The sequence below is a fragment of the Pseudobacillus sp. 179-B 2D1 NHS genome (genome assembly GCF_045370945.1).
Taxonomy (GTDB): Bacteria; Bacillota; Bacilli; order Bacillales; family Domibacillaceae; genus Pseudobacillus.
Window position 1 is genome coordinate 1 of the sequence record NZ_JBIQDP010000021.1, and the last position, 21,301, is coordinate 21,301.

General features: G+C 44.7%; 22 protein-coding genes and 1 pseudogene. 22 read left to right on the forward strand and 1 reads right to left on the reverse strand.

Annotation, left to right across the window (positions count from 1 at the left end; genetic code table 11):
* From ACH0BF_RS18250 to paaX, 14 genes and pseudogenes are all read left to right on the forward strand, one after another.
* Positions 1–201, forward strand: a pseudogene (locus ACH0BF_RS18250) (ferredoxin--NADP(+) reductase); the annotation flags it as partial.
* 39 nt (positions 202–240) lie between these two features.
* Positions 241–480 carry a ferredoxin gene (locus ACH0BF_RS18255; protein WP_120034952.1) on the forward strand — a complete coding sequence of 80 codons (240 nt, stop codon included), beginning with the start codon at positions 241–243 and terminating at the stop codon, positions 478–480.
* A gap of 201 nt (positions 481–681) precedes the next feature.
* On the forward strand, positions 682–1,635 hold the full coding sequence (gene paaA, locus ACH0BF_RS18260; protein WP_120034950.1) for a 1,2-phenylacetyl-CoA epoxidase subunit PaaA: 954 nt from the start codon (positions 682–684) through the stop codon (positions 1,633–1,635).
* 25 nt (positions 1,636–1,660) lie between these two features.
* On the forward strand, positions 1,661–2,005 hold the full coding sequence (gene paaB, locus ACH0BF_RS18265) for a 1,2-phenylacetyl-CoA epoxidase subunit PaaB (protein WP_120034948.1): 345 nt from the start codon (positions 1,661–1,663) through the stop codon (positions 2,003–2,005).
* Positions 2,002–2,817 carry a 1,2-phenylacetyl-CoA epoxidase subunit PaaC gene (gene paaC, locus ACH0BF_RS18270; protein WP_120034946.1) on the forward strand — a complete coding sequence of 272 codons (816 nt, stop codon included), beginning with the start codon at positions 2,002–2,004 and terminating at the stop codon, positions 2,815–2,817. Before paaB ends, paaC begins: the two co-directional genes overlap by 4 nt.
* Positions 2,818–2,843: 26 nt before the next feature.
* Positions 2,844–3,344 carry a 1,2-phenylacetyl-CoA epoxidase subunit PaaD gene (gene paaD, locus ACH0BF_RS18275; RefSeq protein WP_340852201.1) on the forward strand — a complete coding sequence of 167 codons (501 nt, stop codon included), beginning with the start codon at positions 2,844–2,846 and terminating at the stop codon, positions 3,342–3,344.
* Positions 3,345–3,361: 17 nt separating this feature from the next.
* Positions 3,362–3,670, forward strand: a complete 309-nt coding sequence (locus tag ACH0BF_RS18280; RefSeq protein ID WP_120034942.1) for an EthD family reductase — start codon at positions 3,362–3,364, stop codon at positions 3,668–3,670.
* The gene (locus ACH0BF_RS18285) at positions 3,667–4,443 is read left to right on the forward strand and encodes an enoyl-CoA hydratase/isomerase family protein (RefSeq protein WP_340852202.1); all 777 of its coding nucleotides are present in this window, start codon (positions 3,667–3,669) and stop codon (positions 4,441–4,443) included. Before ACH0BF_RS18280 ends, ACH0BF_RS18285 begins: the two co-directional genes overlap by 4 nt.
* Positions 4,444–4,457: 14 nt before the next feature.
* The gene (locus tag ACH0BF_RS18290; protein WP_120034938.1) at positions 4,458–5,231 is read left to right on the forward strand and encodes an enoyl-CoA hydratase-related protein; all 774 of its coding nucleotides are present in this window, start codon (positions 4,458–4,460) and stop codon (positions 5,229–5,231) included.
* 14 nt (positions 5,232–5,245) lie between these two features.
* Positions 5,246–6,763, forward strand: coding sequence for an aldehyde dehydrogenase family protein (locus tag ACH0BF_RS18295; RefSeq protein WP_120034936.1), 1,518 nt, complete (start codon positions 5,246–5,248; stop codon positions 6,761–6,763).
* A gap of 70 nt (positions 6,764–6,833) precedes the next feature.
* The gene (locus ACH0BF_RS18300) at positions 6,834–7,706 is read left to right on the forward strand and encodes a 3-hydroxyacyl-CoA dehydrogenase (RefSeq protein WP_406909970.1); all 873 of its coding nucleotides are present in this window, start codon (positions 6,834–6,836) and stop codon (positions 7,704–7,706) included.
* Positions 7,703–8,908, forward strand: coding sequence for a 3-oxoadipyl-CoA thiolase (gene pcaF, locus ACH0BF_RS18305; RefSeq protein ID WP_120034934.1), 1,206 nt, complete (start codon positions 7,703–7,705; stop codon positions 8,906–8,908). The genes ACH0BF_RS18300 and pcaF overlap by 4 nt, the downstream gene beginning before the upstream one ends.
* Before the next feature lie 194 nt (positions 8,909–9,102).
* Complete coding sequence (locus tag ACH0BF_RS18310) at positions 9,103–9,879, forward strand: enoyl-CoA hydratase-related protein (protein ID WP_120034932.1); 777 nt, start codon at positions 9,103–9,105, stop codon at positions 9,877–9,879.
* Between the two features lie 82 nt (positions 9,880–9,961).
* On the forward strand, positions 9,962–10,840 hold the full coding sequence (paaX, locus tag ACH0BF_RS18315; RefSeq protein ID WP_120034930.1) for a phenylacetic acid degradation operon negative regulatory protein PaaX: 879 nt from the start codon (positions 9,962–9,964) through the stop codon (positions 10,838–10,840).
* Between the two features lie 93 nt (positions 10,841–10,933).
* On the opposite strand, the gene ACH0BF_RS18320 is transcribed toward paaX, so the two are convergent.
* The gene (locus tag ACH0BF_RS18320; protein WP_120034928.1) at positions 10,934–11,452 is read right to left on the reverse strand and encodes a gamma carbonic anhydrase family protein; all 519 of its coding nucleotides are present in this window, start codon (positions 11,450–11,452) and stop codon (positions 10,934–10,936) included.
* Between the two features lie 82 nt (positions 11,453–11,534).
* Between ACH0BF_RS18320 and ACH0BF_RS18325 the strand changes: the two genes are divergently transcribed.
* The 8 genes from ACH0BF_RS18325 (at position 11,535) to lpdA (ending at position 21,228) form a co-directional block, all read left to right on the forward strand.
* Positions 11,535–12,509: an NAD(P)H-dependent flavin oxidoreductase gene (locus ACH0BF_RS18325; RefSeq protein ID WP_340852208.1), complete on the forward strand. Its 975-nt coding sequence runs from the start codon at positions 11,535–11,537 to the stop codon at positions 12,507–12,509.
* A gap of 300 nt (positions 12,510–12,809) precedes the next feature.
* The gene (locus tag ACH0BF_RS18330; RefSeq protein WP_340852210.1) at positions 12,810–14,153 is read left to right on the forward strand and encodes a sodium-dependent transporter; all 1,344 of its coding nucleotides are present in this window, start codon (positions 12,810–12,812) and stop codon (positions 14,151–14,153) included.
* 65 nt (positions 14,154–14,218) lie between these two features.
* Entirely contained in the window at positions 14,219–14,674 is a 456-nt protein-coding gene (locus tag ACH0BF_RS18335) for an Lrp/AsnC family transcriptional regulator (RefSeq protein WP_120034922.1), read from the forward strand.
* Positions 14,675–15,039: 365 nt separating this feature from the next.
* Complete coding sequence (locus tag ACH0BF_RS18340) at positions 15,040–16,182, forward strand: Leu/Phe/Val dehydrogenase (protein ID WP_340852212.1); 1,143 nt, start codon at positions 15,040–15,042, stop codon at positions 16,180–16,182.
* A gap of 20 nt (positions 16,183–16,202) precedes the next feature.
* On the forward strand, positions 16,203–17,258 hold the full coding sequence (pdhA, locus tag ACH0BF_RS18345) for a pyruvate dehydrogenase (acetyl-transferring) E1 component subunit alpha (RefSeq protein WP_340852213.1): 1,056 nt from the start codon (positions 16,203–16,205) through the stop codon (positions 17,256–17,258).
* A 7-nt stretch (positions 17,259–17,265) separates the two neighbouring features.
* Positions 17,266–18,285, forward strand: a complete 1,020-nt coding sequence (locus ACH0BF_RS18350) for an alpha-ketoacid dehydrogenase subunit beta (RefSeq protein ID WP_340856328.1) — start codon at positions 17,266–17,268, stop codon at positions 18,283–18,285.
* A 312-nt stretch (positions 18,286–18,597) separates the two neighbouring features.
* Positions 18,598–19,812, forward strand: coding sequence for a dihydrolipoamide acetyltransferase family protein (locus tag ACH0BF_RS18355; RefSeq protein ID WP_340852215.1), 1,215 nt, complete (start codon positions 18,598–18,600; stop codon positions 19,810–19,812).
* Positions 19,813–21,228, forward strand: a complete 1,416-nt coding sequence (lpdA, locus tag ACH0BF_RS18360) for a dihydrolipoyl dehydrogenase (RefSeq protein ID WP_406909971.1) — start codon at positions 19,813–19,815, stop codon at positions 21,226–21,228.
* The last annotated feature ends 73 nt before the right edge of the window (positions 21,229–21,301 follow it).

A 21,301-nucleotide genomic window follows, 5' to 3' on the forward strand; every position in this document is an offset into this window, starting at 1 on the left:
GTTGTCAATTCTCGGATGGAAACGAACATCCCGGGGATTTACGCAGCGGGAGATATTTGTACGTATGAAGGAAAGGTAAAGCTGATTGCGAGCGGCTTCGGTGAAGCGCCGACGGCTGTCAGCAACGCGAAAGTATACATTGATCCAAAAGCGAAAGTACAGCCGTTACATAGTACGTCTGTAATGGGAGATGCAAAATAATCGAGAGATTGCTTATCAACAAAGGAGGAACACTACATCATGCCGACATATACTATTGTCGATAAAGACACTTGTATAGCCTGCGGAGCTTGCGGAGCGAGCGCGCCGGATATCTTTGACTATGATGACGAGGGGATTTCCTACGTTATTTTGGATGACAACGAAGGAACAGCTGAAGTGCCAGATGATTTGTTGGATGATTTAGAGGATGCAGCAGAGGGCTGTCCGACAGAATCTATTAAAATCGCTGGTCAGCCATTTTGTGCAGAAAGAGTCTAAAGTCAATATTCCTTTCATAAGATATACATAGAAACGCCGGTCTATAAGACCGGCGTTTCTATGTATATGGGCAATTAAGAAAATTTCATTAAAAATTATCAGAATATATTTGCATTGTGTATAACAATAATTTATAATTACGTTATAAAAATGTTATATATAAGTTTTAGGACTGCGATAGAATTAAAGGAGGAGCAGACAATGTCTAATCTGACAATGATGACAGAAGAAGAAAAGTTAGCACAATTTATGCAGCGGATTGAAGCCGGGGATAAAATTGAAGCGGATGACTGGATGCCTGAAGAATACCGCATGGCGCTTGTTAAGTTAATTTCTATGCATGGGATCAGCGAAATAATGGGAGCGCTTCCAGAGAAAGAGTGGGTGCCGAAAGCTCCTTCCCTTCATAGAAAGCTCGGCATTATGGCGAAAGTGCAGGATGAAATGGGACACGGACAGCTTCTTCTTCGCGTAGCAGAAGACTTGTTGAAACCATACGGCAAAAACCGCGGTGACTTAATGCAGGATTTATTCAACGGTGACTTGAAGTTCCATAACGTTTTTCACATGGATACAAGAACATGGGGAGATGCAGGGTTAATCGGATGGCTTGTTGACGGTGCAGCGATTATTACGCAAACAAATATGCTTGGTTCTTCCTACGGACCGTATGCAAGAGCACTGCAGCGCATTTGTGCAGAGGAAGTGTTTCATGCACAGCACGGTGAAGCGATCATCATGGCGCTTGCAGAAGGAACAGAAGAACAAAGAGCGATGATCCAGGACGCATTAAATCGCTGGTGGGATGCACTGCTTATGTTCTTCGGGCCAGCAAGTAAAGACACAACTGGTTCTTCTAAACAGGACGTGACCATTAAATATAAGATCCGCACAAAAACAAACGAGCAATTGAGACAGGATTTCTTTGATAAATATATTCCGCGCATTCTATCACTGGGATTAAAGCTTCCAGACTCCACTATGCATTATGACGAGGAAAATAAAGTGTGGGTTTACCAGCAGCCAGATTGGTCAGAATTCAAGAAAATTATTAAAAATCAAGGTCCGCGTTCTCAAGCACGCTTGAACTTGCGCAGAACTTCTTATGAAAATAATGCCTGGGTGCGCGATGCCCTTGCAGCTACAGTAAGCTAAGCGAATCGAGAGGAGCAGAAGGAAAATGGCAGAAAAAACATTTTACCAAGAATATGAAGTATTCAGCAAGCGGACGCCGAGCTCTGCATTTCAGCATCAGTTCAGCCTGCTTGCCCCGAACGAAGACATGGCGCTTATCATGGCTCAAGAGAACTTTATGCGTCGCGAGCCGGTTGCCGACATTTGGATCGTCAATAGAAAACATATTCGGTCAATGGATGCAGAGGAAAAATTAACACTTGGCCGGTTAGATAATAAGCAGTACCGCACGACAAAAGGGTATGGTTACTTAAAGAAAAAGTGGCGTCATTATGAACAGCAAATGCTTGATGAAAAAGAAATCTTGTCATGGGGAGGAGACGGCAAATGAGCAGCACAGAAAACAACGTATTAAGCCCGGAATATAAAGAAGCAGTAACGAATCTGTTATTTCAACTGGCAGATGACGACTTCTTAATTTCCTTCCGCGGCTCTGAATGGCTCGGGCTCGCTCCTCATATCGAGGAAGACGTTGCTTCCTCATCTATCAGCCAAGATACAATGGGGCATGCGGCAATGTATTACTCTCTCCTTGAGGAACTAGAGGCAGGAAAAGCGGATGACCTTGCTCATCTGCGTCCGGCTCAGGAAAGAAAAAACAGCGTGCTTGCTGAACGTGTGAACGGTGAAGGTTATTACATGGAGACACCTCAGTACGATTGGGCGTATGCTGTCGTTAGAAATTTCTTTTATGCTCAAGCAAAAAAAGTGAAAATTGACTCTTTGCGTCAAAGCTCTTACCAACCGCTTGCGGAAACAGCCGTGAAAGTGAACATGGAACTTTACTATCACTTGCTGCACTGGAAAACATGGTTTGTTCAATTGTTAAGCTCAACGGATGAAGCGAAACAAAAAATGAACGACGCTATTGAAATGGTAATGAAGGATTTTGGAGATGTTTTCTCGTATGGTAATAAGAAAGCGGCTATTGAAAGCAACAATCTGATGGCTAGCGAAGAAGAATTGAAAGATAAATGGAAAGCGAACATGGCACCAGTCTTTGAATCTCTTGGAATGGCAGTGCCTGTAATTCCTGAAACACCAGCTAAAAATGGCCGGAATGGCGAACATACAGAAGACTTAACAGCAGCACTGGCGACTCTTTCTGAAGTATACAGACTAGACCCTGCAGCTGCTTGGTAATTTAATACCGAAAAGAGGTGGCCTTAATGAATACACCTATAGAATCTGCTGATCAGCAAGTATATGAGGCACTAACAAATGTGAAAGATCCAGAGATCGACACAGTTAGCATTATTGATCTCGGTATGGTAAAGGAAGTCAGCGCTGAAGGAAGTCACGTAAAAGTGGTTCTTCTACCAACATTCTTAGGATGTCCAGCACTTGAAATTATTAAAAAGAACACAGTCAGCGCTGTGAAAGAACTTTCTTTCGTTGAAGAAGTAGACGTAGAATTTGTTTTTCATCCGCCATGGACGTCGGATCGTATTACAGAAGAAGGTCATAAAGGCCTGCGTGCGTTCGGGATTGCCCCGCCGCCCAAGCACTTTGAAGAAGATGGTTCGTGGCATGTAGATTGCCCGTATTGCGGGTCTACTTATGTCACAATGGAGAACATTTTCGGACCGACGGCCTGCAGAAGCATCTTATATTGTAAGAGCTGTAAAAATCCGTTTGAGGCAATGAAGCCTGTTTCAACAATGATGTAAAAGTGGAGGGATGCACAGTGGCAAAAGTAGTAGCTTTATATAAGCAACCAAAAGATAAAGAAACATTCGACGAGCATTATTTTAATGTTCATGGACCGATTACAGCAAAAATTCCGGGCCTTCGTGAAATGAAAGTAACAAAATTTAATAAATCCGTTATGACAGGCGGAGAAGCAGAATATTATCTGATGTGCGAAATGATTTACGATAGCATGGAAGATTTAAAGAATGGCATGCGCTCAGATGAAGGAAAAGCTTCTGGAAAAGATTTAATGGGATTTGCAGGTGATCTCGTTACATTAATGATCGGTGAGGAAGTAGAATGAGCCGTTTTGAATTCATCGAAACATCTGTAAAGGGCGGCACGGCGGTTATTGAATTAAACCGCCCCCGCCAACTGAATGCGCTGAATCGTAAAATGGTCGGTGAGATCGTAGAAGCGATCGAGACATTCGACCGTGACGAAGAAGTTCTTGCCATCTTGTTGACGGGAAAAGGACATTCTTTCTCAGCTGGTGCGGACATTGATGAAATGGCAGAAGATGATCCGATCCGCCTTGAGCTTTTAAATCAGTTTGCCGATTGGGACAGGCTATCATTAGTGAAAAAGCCGATTATCGGCGCTGTTAAAGGGTTTGTCTTTGGCGGCGGATTCGAGCTAGCGCTCAGCTGTGACATATTGATCGCGGCAGCCGGCACGGAGTTTTCCTTTCCTGAAGTGTCGATCGGTGTCATGCCGGGGGCAGGCGGTACACAAAGACTGACAAAGCTCGTTGGCCGCACGAAAGCGCTGGAATGGCTATGGACAGGTGAACGGATTCCAGCAGAGGCTGCTCTTGCTCACGGGGTCATTAATAAAATTGTCGCGCCGGAGCTACTAATGGAAGAAGCGATGAAGTTTGCAGGCAGAATTGCGAAACAGCCGCCTCTTTCCGTACGGCTCATCAAAGATTCGGTCAATAAGGCAGTCGATTACTCGCTGTATGAAGGCATGCAGTATGAACGAAAAAATTTCTATTTGTTGTTTGCCTCGCAGGATCAAAAAGAAGGCATGAATGCGTTTGTCGAAAAAAGGAAACCGAATTATAGAGGAAGGTAAGGGGGCTTTGTCGAATGTTTGAAACGATCCGTTATGACGTGAAAGACGGAGTCGCCTGGCTCTTTTTAAACAGGCCTGACAAGCTGAATGCGTTTACAGCGCAAATGAACCGCGAGATTAAAGACGCAGTCAAAGCTGCCTCACAGGATGATGAGGTGCGCTGTATCGTGATTACAGGAGAAGGACGGGCATTTTGCTCCGGCCAGGACTTGTCGGAAGTGGATGAAAATATGGACCATGGTGACATTTTAAGAAAACATTATGGGCCAATGGTTAAACAAATCAGACAATGTGAAAAGCCGATTGTGGCTGCTGTTAATGGGGTAGCTGCCGGTGCAGGATTTTCCTTGGCGCTGGCTTGTGATTTCAGACTGGTTTCGGAGAAAGCTAGCTTTGTCAATGCCTTTGTTCATGTAGGACTCATTCCTGACTCAGGCAATCTTTATTTCCTCACGCAGCTTGTCGGCCAGGCAAAAGCAGCAGAATTATCGATTTTGGGAGAGAAAGTGCCAGCAGAAAAAGCGGTGGCGCTCGGCCTTGCCAACCAGATGATTTCCGCAGAAACATTCACAGACGAAGTGAGCGCATTTGCGGCTCGCCTTGCCGCTATGCCAACAAAAGCAATTGGCTTAATTAAACGCTCATTGAAAGCCGCTTCTGTGCTTTCTTTTGAAGACTACCTTGAGCAAGAAGCACAAGGACAGCGGACAGCAGGATTAACGGCTGATCACCGCGAGGGTGTCGAAGCATTCATGCAAAAAAGAAAACCTGTTTTCTCAGGGAAATAAAGGGAGTGGAACCTATGTCAACAACTCAAGAAACAAAAGTAGAACAAGAAGCAATTAAACGCGATTTTTATCATTTAATCATCAATGGCGAGAAAGTAAAAAGCAGCACAGGTGAAACGATCAAGACATACAATCCGGCAACGGGTGAGCTGGTGGCTGAAGTAGCAAAGGCATCAAAGGAAGATACAGAAAAAGCAGTTGCAGCAGCACGTGAAGCATTCGATAATGGTAAATGGAAGAAGTATCCTGTAGGTCGTCGTGCACAGGTGCTAAATAAAATTGCTGCGATTATGCGTTCTCGTTTTAATGAACTTGTTGAGCTTGAAATTCTTGACACAGGCAAGACGATCCACGCTGCTCAAGGACAGATCACGCAAGCGATTGAAGACTTTGAATTTTATGCTGGAGCGATCGTGGGTCACCGCGGCACAGTTAACAATGTTCCTGGACAATTCCATAACTATACTGAAAAAGAACCGGTTGGTGTTTGTGCGCAAATTACTCCATGGAACTATCCAATGATGATGGCTGCTTGGAAAATTGCCCCTGCTATTGCTGTTGGCTGTTCTGTTATTGTTAAGCCGGCATCCCTTACTCCGCTGACAACGATTGTCCTCGGTGAAATCTGTCAGGAAGCAGGCGTTCCAGCAGGCGTTGTAAATATCGTTCCGGGATCAGGAGCGGAAGTAGGCGATTATTTAGTAGGACACCCACAAGTAGACAAAGTAGCCTTCACTGGCTCTACACCAATTGGGAAAGACATTATGGCCAAAGCTTCTCAAACATTAAAACGCGTAACACTTGAACTTGGCGGTAAATCTCCTAATCTTGTATTTGCCGATGCGGACATTGATGCAGCAGTAGATGGTTCATTATTCGGGATCTTCTATAATAGCGGACAATCTTGTGAAGCACGTTCTCGCCTGTATGTTCATGAAGATATCTATGATGAGTTCGTTAGCAAATTTGTTGAAAAAGCAAAAAGTATTAAACTCGGTGATCCATTTGATAAAGGAACACACATGGGTGCCATCATTGACCAAGGTCAGCTTGACACAATTGACGGCTATGTGAAGTCTGCGATCGAAGACGGCGCTGAAATTCTTGCCGGCGGAAATGTAGCACAGCCTGAAGGCTATGAGAATGGCTTCTGGTATGAGCCGACTGTCATTGCAAATGTGAACCATGACATGAAAGTCGTTAAAGAAGAAATCTTTGGTCCAGTTGTTGTCGTAATGAAATTCAAGGATGAAAAAGAAGCGATCAGACTGGCGAATGATACAGAGTTCGGCCTTGGCTCTGCAATCTGGACAAAAGACGGTGCCCGTGCAACTCGGGTAGCCAATCAAATCCAAGCAGGAATCGTTATGGTCAACTGTCCATTCTCTGCATTCCCGGGCACACCATTCGGCGGATACAAACAATCCGGCTTTGGCCGTGAGCTAAGCATTGAGTCACTGGATCTCTACACAGAAACGAAGAGCATCCTGTCTTACTATGGCAGCCGTCCGATCAATCCATTAGGAGTTTAATTTATTGATGAAGACGGACAGGTGGCATTCAGGCCTCTTGTCCGTTTTCACGCATAAGGGGGAGAACAACATGATCAACCGCATTGGAGTCGTCGGTTCCGGTGTGATGGGCAGAGGAATTGCCTATGTGGGAGCCGTTGGCGGTTACTCAGTGACAGTAGTAGATATTAATGAAGCGGCCTTGCAAAATGCGAAACAGGAGATTGATTCGATTTTTGAAAAAGGCCTATCGCGCGGCAAGATTACAGCAGAAGCCGCTGAGCAAGCGCGCAAGAATTTAAGCTATGAAAGCGACCTGGCACAAGTGGCAGCTGCCGCTGACTTAATTATCGAAGCTGTTCCTGAAAAAGCGGAAATTAAGAAGCAAGTGTTTGAGACGATTGAAGAGCATGCTCCGGAGCATTGCTTCTTTGCAACGAATACTTCTACAATGAGCCCGACAGAGATTGCTTCATACGCGAAGCGCCCGGAAAAAACTATCGCGATGCATTTTTTTAATCCGGTACATAAAATGCCTCTCGTTGAAATTATCCGCGGCTTGGAAACAAGTGATGAAACAGCAGCCGTGATTAGAGAAGTAGCCGAGAAAATGGGCAAGGAAACAGTCGTTATTAACGAGTTTCCTGGATTCGTAACCAGTCGGATCAGTGCTTTAGTCGGCAACGAGGCGTTTTACATGCTACAGGAAGGCCTCGGTACCCCGGAAGAGATCGACAAAGCGATCAAGCTCGGCTTAAATTATCCAATGGGTCCATTTGAATTGGTTGACCTTGTTGGTTTGGATGCCCGCTTGAACAACTTAAAATATTTGCATGAAAAGCTTGGCGAGAAGTACCGTCCGGCACCGCTTCTTGAACAATATGTGAAAGCGGGAAGACTTGGCCGTAAAAGTGGAAAAGGCGTTTACGATTATACGAACAAGGAAGAGTTGGTAAAAAAATGAGAGAAGTAGTCATTGTTGATGCAGTCCGCACACCGATTGGTAGATATAAAGGAGCTTTAAAAGACGTTAGACCGGATGATCTTGGCGCCGTTGTTATTAAAGCGCTGCTTGAAAGAAATCCGAGTCTTCCGCCTGAACAAATTGAAGAAGTCATTTTTGGCAATGCCAATCAGGCGGGTGAAGACAACCGTAACGTAGCGAGAATGTCCGCTTTGCTTGCGGGACTTCCAGTGGAAGTCGGCGGCACGACAGTGAACCGTCTGTGCGGTTCAGGGCTTGATGCTGTGATGTATGCAGCGAGAGCGATTGCCGTTGGCGAAGGGGACATCTTTATTGCCGGGGGAACAGAAAGCATGACACGCGCACCGCTCGTTATGGCAAAGCCGGATAAGGACTTCCCGCGTGGAAACATGGAATTGCAAGATACGACGATTGGCTGGCGCTTTACGAATCCAAAGCTTCACGAAATGTACGGAACAGATTCTATGCCGCAAACGGCAGAAAATGTAGCGCAGCGTTATAACATTTCCCGTGAGGATCAGGACAAATTTGCGTTTGAAAGCCAGCAGCGCGCAAAAAAAGCCATGGAAGAAAACCGTTTTGCGGAAGAGATTGTGCCAGTCGTATATAAAGACCGCAAAGGGAATGAAATTGTCATCGATACGGATGAGCATCCGCGACCAGATACAACTATTGAAAAGCTTGGCAAGCTAAGACCACTGTTTGCAGATGGAACAGTGACAGCTGGAAATGCCTCAGGTGTAAATGATGGAGCTTCTGCTTTGCTAATTATGAGCGCCGAAAAAGCGAAGGAATTGGACTTGAAGCCGCTTGCCAAATACGTTACAGGAGCGACAGCGGGACTAGAGCCTGCTGTAATGGGGCTTGGACCGATCTACGCATCAAGAAAAGCACTCGGACGCGCTGGCTTGACAGTGGACGACCTGGGACTTATTGAGTTGAATGAAGCGTTTGCTTCTCAATCGCTTGAATGTATCCGCCAGTTAGAGCTGGACCAAAGCAAAGTAAATGTCAACGGCGGGGCGATTGCTTTTGGCCATCCGCTTGGCGCAAGCGGCGCTCGTATTTTAACAACGCTTCTTTATGAAATGAAAAAACGCGATGAAAAATATGGATTGGCAACGATGTGTATTGGCGTCGGCCAAGGGATTGCTGCAATCGTAGAAAATATAAACGAATAATAAAGATTGTAGGAAAAGTCGATTTTCTAAGCTTTTAGGCTGATTGAAATCGTTTCGTTTGTCTACGATCTGGGATAAATAGGATCACTCGATAAACAGGCTGTCCTTCAGGCGCCAGAGCTCTTTTCTGCTAAGGGAAAGGAAGAGCAGCGGCAGGCGTTGGACAGCTTTTTTGATAGAAAGGGAGAAGAAACATGTCGACTGTTTTATATACAAAGGAAAACAACATTGCCTATGTAACGATTAACCGTGAAAAAGCTCTCAACTGTTTTAACTACGAGACACTTAAACGCCTGCAAGAAGTAACCGATGAAATCTCCATTGACCCGGAAGTAAAGGTCGTAATTTTTACCGGTGCCGGTGAAAAAGCATTCAGTGCCGGTGCGGATTTAAAAGAGCGTAAAACATTGACAGAAACAGAAGTCCGCCGAAATGTTAAAGCGATTCGTGATGTTTTTAACAGCATTGCTGCCCTTCCACAGCCGACAATTGCTGCTGTAAATGGCTACGCGCTTGGTGGCGGGTTTGAATTGATGATCGCCTGCGACTTCCCAATCGCGGCAGCGGGGGTCCAGATGGGGCTTACAGAAACAAGCTGGGCGATCATCCCGGGAGCTGGCGGCACACAGCGTTTGCCAAGATTGGTAGGAGAAATGAAAGCGAAAGAACTTATTTTTACCGCCAAGAAATTTACGGCTGAAGAAGGCTTAGCACTCGGTGTAGTATTAAAAGTTGTGCAGAAGGAAGAATTAATGACTGCCTGTGAACAGCTTGCCGCCGATATGATGAAAAATGGACCTGTTGCCTTAAAGCAAGCCAAATATGCCATTATCCAAGGAATGAATACCGATTTGCAAACAGGACTTGCTATTGAGTCGAAAGCGTACGAACTCACGATTCCGACAGAAGATCGCTTAGAGGCGCTTCAGGCATTCAGTGAAAAAAGAGCACCAAAATTTATTGGAAAGTAAGTAATTTTTCCAATATCACGTTATAATAAGAGAATCAAAGGAAAGTGATGCAACGACGATCAAAGAAGAAAGAGTGGGAGAGATGGCGAATACACAATCAATGATCTTCACGATTTATGGCGATTACATTCGCCATTACGGCAATAAGATATGGATCGGCAGCTTAATCCGTGTATTGAAAGAATTTGGCCATAATGAGCAGTCCGTTCGTGTGGCCGTTTCACGAATGGTGAAGCAGGGGTGGATCCAATCGGAGAAGAAAGGAAATAAAAGCTATTATTTTCTGACACCACGTGGAGAAGTGCGCATGGAAGAAGCCGCCCGCCGGATTTTTAAATTAAAGGCGCACGAGTGGGATGGCAAATGGCGCATGCTGATGTATACCATTCCTGAGGAGAAGCGGCAAATTCGCGATGAATTGCGCAAAGAGCTCTTGTGGAGCGGTTTCGGCAGCTTTTCCAACGGATGTTGGATTTCACCAAATGACCTTGAAAAAGAAGTGAAAATGCTTGTAGAGAAATACGATATTAGTTCCTATGTCGATTTCTTTGTCGCAGATTATAAAGGACCGCAGGAAGACCGTGCGCTTGTTGAAAAAAGCTGGCCGCTTGATGAAATTGAAGGTAAGTATGAAGAATTTATTTCTACATACAGCAAAAGATATATTGTTCATCAAAGTGCCATGGCAAGTGGACAAATGACCGATGCTGAGTGTTTTGTTGAGCGGACGAATCTTGTGCATGAATACCGCAAGTTTCTTTTTACCGATCCTGGGCTTCCGAAAGAACTGCTGCCGTCTATGTGGAATGGCGATCATGCGGCTCTTTTATTCGCTCAGTATTATAAATTGCTTGCTGAACCAGCCAGCCGGTTTTTCGAGGAAGTATTCCGTGAAGACAATGATATGCGCCGCAAGGACAAGTCGTATGACGCTGCTGATCATCCATATATCGTGAATTAAATGAAAAAGAAAGGTGCAGAGCACCTTTCTTTTTTACGGATAAAATGTCAGAAAAGATGCTTTTAATGATGTCTCGGCGCGTGAGAAGATCCATTACTTTTCTTTAAAAGTTTCTCGGAATTCATAGCCTTTTTGGACGTAAGTATCAATGGATAGCTGAATGAGCTCGAAATCCTTGTCGCTTAGTTCGCGAACGACCTTTCCGGGTGAACCGACGACGAGCGAGCGGGGAGGAATCTTTTTGCCACTTGGAACTAAAGTGTTGGCGCCAATGATGCACTCTTCTCCAATTTCTGCATGGTCAAGAATGGTTGAGCCCATGCCGACAATGGAGCGTTTTCCTATCTTGCAGCCGTGTAAAATAACATTATGGCCGACCGTTACTTCATCCTCAACGACTACCGGCGCTCCTTCATACAAGTGAATCGTTGAGTTATCCTGAACGCTGCACCGCTTGCCGATCGTGATGGTGCCCTCATCCCCCCGCAGTACAGCATTAAACCAAATGGTTGATTCCGAACCGATATGCACATCTCCGATAAGATAAGCACCAGGTGCAATAAATACGTTTTCTTCGAGCTGCGGATTTTTTCCGTTATATGTAACAATCATGGCATACCCTCCAAATATGAATTTACGCAATTGTTTTTCTTTTTTATTTATTATAACATTTCTTTTAAGAGGAGGAGAAAAAATGATAGACGTTTGTGAATTGCTCCAGATTGACTATCCCATTATTCAAGGGGGAATGGGCAATATTAGCAATGCTCAGTTGACGGCTGCTGTCTCAGAAGCGGGCGGGCTGGGCACGATTGGCTGTGGTACAATGCCCCCTGACGAAGTGGAAAAAATTATTCTAGAAACAAAGCAGCGCACGAATAAAAATTTTGCGGTGAATATCGCGATTAGCGTGTCGCCTTATACAAAGGAACTGATTGACCTGGTTATCCAGCATAACGTACCCGTTGTATCGTTGTCAGCTGGCAATCCGGCTCCGCTTATCCCGGTGCTGCATGACCATGGGATAAAAGTGATTGCGCTTGTTGCATCTGTGAAGCATGCGCAAAAAGCAGAAGCGGCGGGAGCGGACATTCTTGTGGCAGAAGGCTTTGAAGCGGCAGGAATCAACTCTAGCCTCGAATTGACAACCTTTGCGCTCATTCCGCAAATTGTGAAGCATGTGAACGTGCCGGTGCTTGCGGCAGGAGGAATTGGCGACGGCAAAGGATTGGCGGCGGCTCTTATGCTTGGCGCGAGTGGTGTGCAAATGGGGACACGGCTTATTGCAACGAAGGAAGCGCCCTTTCATGAAGTATACAAGAACAATCTGGTGCAAGCAGGCGATACAGAGACAACGATTTTTGGACGCAGCGTAGGGCGGGTAAGACGGATTTTGAAAACACCTTATGCCAAGCAATTAACTGATCAGGAGCAGGCGGGAATGACGCTTGAACAATACGCGGAATGGACGTCTGAAGAAAAGCATGTCAAAGGGGCGATGGAAGGCGATATGGAAAACGGCTTTATTAATAGCGGCCAAATTGCAGGTCTGATTGAAGATGTTCCGACTGTAAAAGAATTGCTTGAAAGAATGGTGGAAGAGGCGGATGAACAGTTGAATCGCTCGGCGCAGGAACTAAGAGAAGTGAGGTCACGAGCGGGAAAATAAACAGCACCTCCTATTGCCGGCAAGGGTCATCCGTGGTAATATGTTCAGGTGCACGACTGTGAGAAGTGAAATCATTTTCTTAAAAAAGCTTTTCATTGGAGAGGGGATTAGCCGCTCTCTTTTTTTATCGAGAAAATGCTGTAATTTTGGAAGAGAAAGACTTTTCTAAAAACATTGTTGACTCATCTATTACCGATTGGTAAAATGACGTTGGAATAACGTTATACATAAAAAGGGTAATATTAAAGAAAAAATAATGTAAGCGTTTTCTGATTTCAACAACTTTTATGGGGTGAAAAAATGGAACAAAAAGAACAATGGTCGTCTAAGCTAGGGTTCATTTTGGCAGCCGCAGGTTCAGCTATTGGGCTTGGTGCCATCTGGAAATTCCCTTATGTAGCTGGAACGAGTGGGGGAGGAATTTTTCTTTTAATTTTTATCCTCTTTACGCTTCTTGTCGGACTGCCGCTTTTAATCGGGGAATTTATTGTCGGTAGAAGTACGCAAAAAGATGCAATTGAATCATATAAGGAGCTGGCGCCGAATTCGTCCTGGCATTTTATTGGCAGACTCGGCATCTTCACATGCTTCGTTTTATTATCGTTTTATAGCGTGGTAGGCGGCTGGATATTAATTTATATTTTTAAAGGATTGACTGGAGATTTAAGTGGATTGACAGAAGCCCAGTATGGTTCTTTATTTGGAGAAACGATTTCCAGTCCATTCTTGTCTGTCTTTGCTCAGTTTCTCTTTATGGTCATTACCATTTATGTTGTCTCTAAAGGAGTAACAGCAGGAATTGAAAAGGCCAGCCAGTTTATGATGCCTGCTTTATTTATTTTATTCTTGCTTATCATTATACGCTCTGTCACACTAGACGGATCGATGGAAGGCATTGAGTTTTTCTTGAAGCCTGATCTATCAAAGATTACATCGGAAACGATTTTGTTTGCGATGGGACAGTCTTTCTTTGCGCTAAGTGTTGGGGTATCAGTCATGGTCACATACAGCTCCTACTTATCTAAAAAAGAAAGCATCCCGCAGTCGGCTATTTCCATCGTTGTATTGAACCTGCTCGTCGCTATTTTAGCGGGACTGGCTATTTTCCCAGCTGTTTTCTCATTCGGATTAAAGCCGGATGCAGGTCCAGTTTTACTGTTTAACGTATTGCCGACGGTCTTTAACCAAATTCCATTTGGCGTAGTCTTTCTAATTGCCTTTTTAGTTCTATTTTTATTTGCAACATTAACATCGGCCTTTTCCATGCTGGAAATTATCGTCGCTGTGTTGGCAAAAGGGAATGACAGCAAGCGTATGAAATTTTCTTGGATTATTGGAATGCTTATTTTTATCGTCGGTGTTCCGTCCGCTTTGTCTTTTGGCGTGTGGAGTGATGTATTAATTTTTAATAAATCAATTTTTGATGCAGCCGACTTTCTCGTCAGCAACTTGCTAATGCCGCTCGGCGCTTTGTTAATTGCTATTTTTGTTCCGTTAAAGATTCCGAAGCAAAGATTGTTGGAAGAGATTTCTTCGGGGTCATCTATCGGAAAGAAGATTTTCTCAGCTTGGTTCTTATTAATTAAATATTTAGCGCCAATTGCTATTATCATTGTTTACTTGGATGTGCTCGGCATCATTTAATATAAGCAGTAAAGGCCGGAAAAAGCAGAAGAATAGAGTGAAATCAAACGTTTGAAGGTGAAAGCATGGATGAGACAGATATTCAACTTTTGAAAATTCTTCAAGAGGACGGAAGAATTACATTAAGCGATCTATCGAAGAAGTTATCCCTTAGTCGGCCAAGCGTAGCCGAACGATTTACGAGGCTAATGGAAAAAGGGGTGATAGACAAGATAAGCGCAAGAGTATCTCCCAATGCTGTCGGCCGCAACATTCTTTTATTTATCCAGGTGAGTGAGGTAAGAGTTCCTTATGATGAATTTGAACAAATGACGCTTGAACACCCGGACATTATCGAGTGTCACCGTTTGACCGGCACAGTCAATTACTTATTAAAAGCAGCGGTCAACGATATGGAGCATTTGAATAAGCTGATTGATTATTTAATCCGATACGGCATTATTCATACGTCCATCGTACTGAAGTCCCCGGTTCCTGAAAAGATTATTTTGCCCTCGGACGACGAACAGGAATGGCCGTAAATAAGACTGTGGATAAACTAGCAGGTAAGAAGTAAAAAGTTGTTTGCGTGTTGAAGCCTCTTTCATATACAGAAAGAGGTTTTTTTATAGCTGTCATTTCTGGAAATGAAAGCGTTTTACAAAATGAATAGGAATAATAAAAAATACATTCGAAAAGTAAATGAAGGTCTGAAAATTCAATCACATTGATATATATATATGTAATTTAACCTTTTATAATTAAAGTAAATAATATGTTTATAAATCAGCTGTTTGACGCCTTTGTGAAAGGGCTTACAAAAAATAAAAAATGACAACGAGGCTAGCGTTTTTTTCGCGGCCGCATAAGAAGATGTAACTATTCATAATGAAAGCAGGGATTGAATATGAGTCTAGTAAAAAAAACCTCCATTACAGAAGATTTCACACTTTTTGACAAAATGTCTGAGCACGAACAAGTTGTTTTCTGCAACGACCCGGCAACAGGGTTAAAGGCCATTATCGCGATTCACGACACGACACTCGGGCCGGCGCTTGGCGGTTGCCGCATGCAGCCGTACAACAGTGTAGAGGATGCTCTGGAAGATGCTCTTCGTCTCTCCAAAGGAATGAGTTATAAATGTGCGGCTTCTGATGTAGATTTCGGCGGAGGAAAAGCAGTGATTATCGGCGATCCGCAAAAGGATAAATCCCCTGAATTATTCCGGGCTTTTGGACAGTTCGTCGATTCTCTTGGCGGCCGCTTTTACACAGGAACGGATATGGGAACGAACATGGAGGACTTCATTCACGCGATGAAAGAAACCAATTGCATCGTCGGTGTGCCGGAAGCTTATGGCGGTGGCGGCGATTCTTCGATTCCAACGGCGATGGGTGTTCTGTACGGAATTAAAGCAACGAACAAAATGCTGTTTGGCAAAGATGATCTCGGTGGCATCACTTATGCCATTCAAGGGCTTGGCAAAGTGGGCTACAAAGTAGCAGAAGGCTTGCTGGAGGAAGGGGCTGATTTGTTTGTGACAGACATTAATGAACAAAGCCTGCGGGCGATCCAGGAAAAAGCAAAATCAACACCGGGTTCTGTCACTGTAGTAGCCAGCGATGACATTTACTCTCAGGAAGCGGATGTGTTTGTTCCTTGTGCTTTTGGTGGAGTCGTCAATGATGAAACGATGAAGCAGTTCAAAGTGAAAGCCATCGCTGGTTCAGCTAACAATCAATTGCTGACGGAAGATCATGGCAGACAGCTTGCAGACAAAGGGATCCTTTACGCTCCAGACTACATCATTAACTCCGGCGGTCTTATTCAAGTAGCAGATGAATTATATGGGGTGAATAAAGAGCGTGTACTTGCTAAAACGAAGCACATTTATGATGCCATTCTAGAAGTATATCAGCAAGCTGAACTAGATCGGGTAACAACAATGGAAGCCGCCAACAGAATGTGTGAGCAGAGAATGGCAGCAAGAGGCAGACGAAACAGCTTTTTCACTTCTTCTGTTAAGCCAAAATGGGATATTCGCAACTAATATTGTTCGGGGAGGCTATCATGGAGACTCAATATCCAATCAAAAGAATCATTGATGATGAAGGAAATTTGGTAGATGCTTCTTATCAGGAGCAACTGGATGAGCAGCTCGTAAAGCAGCTTTATTACCATATGCATAGAATTAGAACGTTTGATAGAAAAGCGATTAGCTTACAGCGTCAGGGGCGCCTCGGCACTTATGCACCATTTGAAGGACAGGAAGCTTCTCAGGTTGGCAGTGCGCTGGCACTTGGCGAAGACGACTGGATGTTTCCAACTTATCGTGACCATGGAGCAAAGCTTACTTTTGGCGCTGATATGGCTAAAACTTATCTTTATTGGAATGGACGGGTAGAAGGCTGCGTGCCGCCGGAAGGGAAAAACATTTTTCCACCGGCTGTACCGATTGCGACACAGCTGCCGCATGCAACAGGCGCGGCTTGGGCTGAAAAGCGCAAAGGAACGAAAAATGCAGCTATCGCCTACTTTGGTGACGGAGCTACGTCAGAGGGAGATTTCCATGAAGGGCTGAATTTTGCCAGCGTCTTTAAAGTGCCGGTTATCTTTTTTAACCAAAACAACCGTTATGCGATCTCTGTGCCAATTGAAAAGCAGATGAATTCCGAAACGATCGCTCAAAAAGCCGTCGCATATGGAATGCCGGGGGTACGCATTGATGGCAATGACTGTTTCTCTGTTTACTTTGAAGTGAAGAAGGCACTCGATCATGCCCGTAGCGGCAACGGCCCGACATTAATTGAAGCGGTAACTTGGCGCACAGGCGCGCACACCACGGCTGATGACCCGACAAAATACCGTCCGGAAGACCAGGGCAAGCATATCGTAGAACCGCTCTTACGCATGGAGCGCTTCATGAAAAATCACGGTTACTGGGATGAAGCATGGATCGCTGAAATAGACGAAAAGATTAAAGCAGAAGTAGAAGCGGCTGTTGAAGCAATGGAGAGTTATCCGAAGGCCAATGTCGAAGATTTGTTTGATCATGTATATGCGGAAATGCCAGCTCAGCTCGCTGACCAGAAAGAATCCTATCTCGCGCATTTGAGGAGGGGGTAAAATGGCAATGGAAATGGAAGTAAGAGATATACCGCAAAAGAAAGAGACTACTCAGTTTTTGACCATCGTGCAGGCTGTAAATGATGGCATGAACACATTGCTTGAAACAGATGACAGCGTCATGATTCTTGGGGAAGATATCGGGAAAAACGGCGGAGTATTCCGGGCGACAGAAGGACTTCAGGAAAAATTCGGTGCTGATCGTGTGATTGATACACCGCTGGCAGAAGCGGGTATTATCGGAACGTCCATTGGTCTCGCGGTAAATGGATTTAAACCAATCGCTGAAATTCAGTTTCTCGGCTTTATTTATCCGGCTTACGAACAAATTATGACACATGTATCCCGGATTCGAATGAGAACGATGGGCCACTTTACCGTGCCAATGGTCATTCGTGCGCCATATGGAGCCGGCATCCGCTCGCCGGAGATCCATTCTGATAGCACAGAAACACTGTTTACCCATATGCCGGGAATTAAAGTTGTTTGTCCGTCCACTCCTTACGATGCAAAAGGATTGCTCATCGCAGCGATGGAAGATCCGGACCCTGTGCTCATGCTGGAGCCGATGAAGAGCTATCGTGCTAAGAGGGAAGAAGTGCCGACTGGCAAATACACAGTTGAAATCGGCAAAGGGAAAAAGGTAAAAGAAGGAACAGATGTAACATTAATTGCTTGGGGAGCGATGATGACAGTCGTCGAAAAAGCAGCTGAACAAGCAGAGAAAAAAGGCATCAGCTGTGAAATCATTGACTTGCGTACACTCTATCCAATCGACAGTGACATTATTGCCGAGTCTGTACAAAAAACAGGCAGGGCCGTGATCGTACATGAAGCTCACTCAACAGGCGGGCTGGGCAATGACATTGCTTCCATTATTAATGATACCTCTTTCTTATATCTACGGGCACCGATTGAGCGTGTTACTGGCTTTGATGTGCCTGTTCCATTCTTCGCTCTTGAAGAGGATTTTCTTCCAACGCCGGCACGTGTCTTGGAAGGTATTGAAAAAGTTGTTCATTTTTAATTGTCCGGCTTAAGGCGCCACGAACCGGGCGCCTTCTGTTTTTCTATTATTTAACTTCAGGCGTCAGCGGCTCGAGGTCATAAGCCAATCTGTTCAGAAGGCAAAAAAGCAGCCTTCCAGTCAGCTTGCTTTGTGCTTGTCGGGCCAATACAGGCGCTCACACTTTTATAACTATCCAGCTTCAGGCGTCAGCGGCTCGAGGTCATAAGCCAATCTGTCCAGAAGGCAAAAAAGCAGCCTTCTAGCCAGCTTGTCTTATGCTTGTCGCCGCTAAGCGGACGCCTTACACTTTTAAATAAAGGGGGAAACGATGTGTTAGAGGTGAAACTTCATGATATTGGAGAAGGGATGACAGAAGGCGAAATTCTTCATTATCTTGTCAAACCAGGAGATCGGGTAACGGCTGACCAGCCGCTTGTTGAAGTGCAGACTGATAAGATGGTGGCGGAATTGCCGTCGCCGGGGGCCGGTACAGTGAAAGAAATCGTTATTGATACAGGAACAACGGTCCAGGTTGGCACGACGCTACTTTATATTGAAGGAGAGGGCAGCCCGGCAGCTGCTGCTGAAGCAAAGCCAGCAGAAAAAGCAGAAATGCAAGCTGAAAAGAAGCAAGAGAAAAAGACATTTATTGCTTCTTTTAACCGTGTACTAGCCACTCCTTATACACGTAAAATTGCTCGCGATCACAATATTAATATTGAGGATGTGACACCATCTGATCCGTCGGGCCGGGTAACAGAGGAAGATGTATACCGGTTCATAAAAGGAGAACAGCAGCCACAGCAAGAAGCCGCTTCGACAAATGAACCACCTGTCTCCGCACAACAAACAACGCCTGATGAAATTCCATTCCGGGGCATGCGCAAGCAAATTGCGAAAAAGATGACAAAATCACTTTTCACTATTCCGCACGTCACGCACTTCGATGAAGTGAATATGACAAACCTGCTTAAGCTGCGCGAGGAATTAAAAGAGGCAGGTGTATCGGTATCGGTGCCCGCATTTTTCATAAAAGCCCTAGTGATCGCTTTAAAAGACTTCCCGATATTCAATGCAGAACTTGATGAAGAAAATGAAAAGATTTTGTTGAAGAAAAATTATCACATCGGTATGGCTGTAGATACAAAAGATGGCTTAATTGTTCCTGTTGTTCACGATGCCGATAAAAAATCAATCAAAACGATTCATGATGATATTAAGCGCTTGAATGAGAAAGCACGAGACGGAAAATTAGCACCGGCGGACATTCAAAATAGCACATTTACTGTCAGCAATGTTGGACCGCTTGGCAGTATCGGTGCGACGCCGATTATCAACTATCCAGAAACAGCATTAATTGCTTTCCATAAGACGAAAAAAGTACCGATTGTGAACGAAAAGGATGAAATCGTGATTGGTCACATGATGACATTATCCATGTCATTTGACCATCGCGTCGCTGATGGAGCAACCGCTGTTGCGTTCACGAACCGGTTTGCCAGCTTAATTGAGCAGCCGAACAAATTGATGCTGGAGATGATATAAATGGTTGTTGGGGAAATCAGTCAGGAAAGAGATCTTATTATTATCGGCGGCGGCCCGGGCGGCTATAGTGCAGCGATCCGGGCTGCACAGCTCGGCTTGCCAGTGACATTAATTGAGCAAGCTGATCTCGGCGGTGTTTGCTTAAATAAAGGGTGCATTCCTTCTAAGGTATTTACATATGCTGCGAAAAAGCAGGCGGAAACGGCTCATATGAAAGAGCTTGGACTCCCGACAGGAGACGGCACGTTTGATTTAGAAAAGCTGGTCTCTTACAAGTCGAAAGTGACTGAACAATTGAGAAAAGGTGTGGAAGCTCTTTGTAAAGCCAATAAGGTTGAAGTGCTAAAAGGAAAAGCAGGTTTGATTGCAGAAGACCGTGTCGGTGTCGAAAATGGCCACCAGTTTGATATTTATGTGTTCAAACAAGCGATTATCGCCACAGGAAGTACGCCAGTTTTACCCCAAGGTCTACCAAAAAATAGCGAGCGCATTTTGCTTTCTCATGAAATGTTTGATTTACAAGAGCTGCCTGAGCATTTGATCGTCTATGGCAACGACTATATTTCTTTAGAAGTAGCGACGAGTTTTCACGCTTTAGGAGCTAAGGTGACCATCCTTTTGGAACAGGCAGCTGCTTTTCCATTTGATGAGTCCATCACTAAAGAATTGAACCGATTGTTGAAGAAAAAGAAAATCAAAGCGATCAAAGAAGCAGTGATTCAGTCGGCAGAAGAAACAGAAGACGGCGTACGCGTAATGTTTACTGCCGGCGAGAAAGAAGAAGAAGTAACAGGCTCTCATTTATTTGTGGCCGGCAGCCGCCAGCCAAACGTTCAGGACTTAGGGATCAACCGCTTTGGTGTTGAGCAAACGTCTGAAGGATTTGTGAAGGTGAATGGAAACATGCAGTCTTCGGTTCCTTCCATCTATGCGATTGGCGACGTTACTGAGGGGCCGCTTTTAGCGGTGAAAGCGATCAAGCAAGGAAAGGCGGCAGTGGAAGCAATTGCTGGCGGCAAGCCGGAAGTCGATTTGACGTTTCTTCCAACGATCGTTCATTCCGTTCCGCCGATTGCCTCAGCTGGCTTAACTGAACAGCAGGCACGCGAACTCGGAATAGATATTCGTGTGGGCCAGTTTGCCCTTGGTGGCAATGGCTATGCAATGATTACTGGTAAAAAAGATGGCTTTGTTAAGGTGATTTCTGATGTTTCTAATGAAATCGTCCTTGGAATTCACATGATCGGCGAAGGAGCAGTTGAGCTATCCAGCACGTTTGTCCAATTGCTTGAAATGGCTGCCAAAGAGGAAGATGTGAAATTTCCGGCCTACGCGCACCCAAGCTTCAATGAAGGATTGCTTGAAGCGGCTGAAGGCCTTATTGGCCAGGCGATTCACATGGTGCCAAAAAAATAAAAACTGCTTAATAAGCGGCTGTTCCAATTTAGGGAATAGCCGTTTTTGGTTTTTACTGAAAAGAGATGCAAAT